Source organism: Alienimonas chondri (assembly GCF_013036045.1).
Classification (GTDB): Bacteria; Planctomycetota; Planctomycetia; order Planctomycetales; family Planctomycetaceae; genus Alienimonas; species Alienimonas chondri.
In genome coordinates this window covers 1-758 of record NZ_WTPX01000351.1, presented here as the reverse complement: position 1 = coordinate 758, position 758 = coordinate 1, and the positions used below count along the sequence as shown (strand labels likewise).

Sequence of the window (758 nt, the reverse complement as noted above, 5' to 3'; positions counted from 1 at the left end):
GCTCGCACGAGCAGGGCGCCGGGTTCGCCGGACTCCGACCCCTTCTCCGCTGGCCCATATTCCGCTGGCCCGTATTCCGCTGGGCCGATCAGCCGCTCGCGGCCCGCCGCCTGCCGGGCGGCGCCGGCCTCCCGCAGACGAGCGACCTCCACCCTGGCCTCCGCCAGCTCCTCACGCAGGCCGCGGGAGTCGATGTCTCCGGATCTGTCTTCCTGATTGGGAGTCAAAGACTCCCGCAGCCGAGACACGGTCGCGGGGAAAGCGACGGCGTCGACGGAGAGCACCTCGCGAATCGCGGTGACCTCCGAACCGTCCGCGGTGCGTTCGGCGAGGACGACATGGCTCATGCCGACCCGCGGGGCGGCGCCGGCCGCGTCGCCGGCGGCGAGCGCCAGAAAGGTGCGGCCGGCTTCAGTGTCGAGAGCCGCGACGTCGCCCCGCAAACGCCCCTCCTCAAATCGCACGGCCCGCACGCTGCCCACATAGTCGCGGGCGCTGCGGCCGGGGTTCGCCGCGGTCCCGCGGACGCCGCGGGCCTCCGCATGATCGAGGAACACCGGCGCCCCCTCGTACAGCGGGGCGGCGGACCGCAGCACCGGCTCCGGGTAGGCGTAGCCGTTGCGGGACGTCGTCCCGCACAACGCCACGCCGCGGACCACGCGGGCGGCGGCGTCGATCGCTTCGCGGGCGGGCCGCCAATCGGCGACCCGTTCCGTCAGAGGTTCGGCGGTCAGCGACTCAGCGGCGGTGAAATCGGC

Annotated in this window: 1 pseudogene; it reads right to left on the bottom strand. The window is 73.9% G+C overall.

What is annotated here, in order from left to right:
- Positions 1-758, bottom strand: a pseudogene (locus LzC2_RS21600) (hypothetical protein); the annotation flags it as partial.